Genomic DNA, 1,409 nt, shown 5'->3' with positions numbered 1-1,409 from the left:
GCCAGCGCCTCCCCCTCCGAACCCGCCACCACCACCGCACGCTCACCCAGCACCGCACGACCAGACACCAACACCCCGGCCACACCCGCCAGCGAGGCCCCGTCCGGACTCTCGACCCAAGCAGCGAGCCGACCCGCCTGCCCCGCCAACGACCCCGCACTCCGCGCCGACACCACCAACGGCACCACACCCACGGAAACGGGCGAGGGCGGCGGTTCCTCAGGGGGCGCGTCAACGAGCGCCTCCGTGGGCGCGTCAGCGGCCTCCTCAGCCGGCGCCTCCTCCAGAATCAGATGCGCGTTCGTCCCACTGACGCCGAACGACGACACCCCCGCCCGCCGAGGACGATCACCCCGCACCCACTCCCGCGCCTCCGTCAACAACTCCACCGCACCCACCGACCAGTCCACCTCAGCCGTGGGCTCCTGCACGTGCAGGGTGGCCGGAAGCACCCCGTGGCGCAGCGCCTGCACCATCTTGATCACGCTGCCCACGCCCGCAGCGGCCTGGGTGTGCCCGATGTTCGACTTCAGCGACCCCAGCCACAACGGCCGCCCGGACTCCCGCCCCTGCCCGTACGTCGCCAGCAGCGCCTGCGCCTCGATCGGATCGCCCAGAGCCGTACCGGTCCCGTGGGCCTCCACCACATCGACATCGGACGGGGAAAGCCCTGCCTTGGCCAGAGCACTGCGGATCACCCGCTGCTGCGACGGACCGTTCGGAGCCGTCAGACCGTTCGACGCACCGTCCTGATTCACGGCCGACCCACGGACCACGGCCAGCACCCGGTGCCCACGCTCCCGCGCCACCGAGAGCCGCTCCAGCACCACCACACCCACGCCCTCGGCCAGCCCCATGCCGTCCGCGTCCGAGGAGAACGCCTTGCACCGCCCGTCCCTGGCCAGGCCCCGCTGACGGGAGAACGCCACGAAGTTGCCGGGTGTCGCCATCACCATCACGCCGCCGGCCAGCGCCAAGGAGGACTCGCCCTGCCGCAGTGACTGCGCGGCCAGGTGAATGGCCACCAGCGACGACGAACACGCCGTATCCACCGTGACCGCGGGCCCTTCGAACCCGAGCACGTACGACACCCGGCCCGACGCCACGCTCCCCGCCGCCCCCGTGCCCGCGAAGCCCTCGGACTCCGGCGTCACCACACCGGAACCAGCTCCATAGCCCTGACTGGAAAGGCCCGAGAACACCGCGACATCGGTCCCCTTCAACGAAACCGGATCGACACCGACGTTCTCCAACGCCTCCCAGGAGGTCTCCAGCAGCAACCGCTGCTGCGGGTCCATGGCCAGCGCCTCCCGCGGCGAAATCCCGAAGAACCCCGCGTCGAAAAGCCCCGCCCCCCGCAGGAAACCACCCTCGCTCGTGTACGACGTCCCCGCACTGTCAGGATCCGG

Annotated in this window: 1 protein-coding gene; it reads right to left on the bottom strand. The window is 71.3% G+C overall.

What is annotated here, in order from left to right; all coding sequences use genetic code 11:
• Positions 1-1,409: polyketide synthase (locus tag ABZ354_RS28575; protein ID WP_358661616.1), on the bottom strand; the 1,409-nt coding region annotated here is incomplete at both ends.

Source organism: Streptomyces sp. NPDC005925, from assembly GCF_040638805.1.
GTDB lineage: Bacteria > Actinomycetota > Actinomycetes > Streptomycetales > Streptomycetaceae > Streptomyces.
The sequence above is the reverse complement of the archived record's forward strand: the minus strand, read 5'-3'. Positions and strand labels throughout refer to the sequence as shown.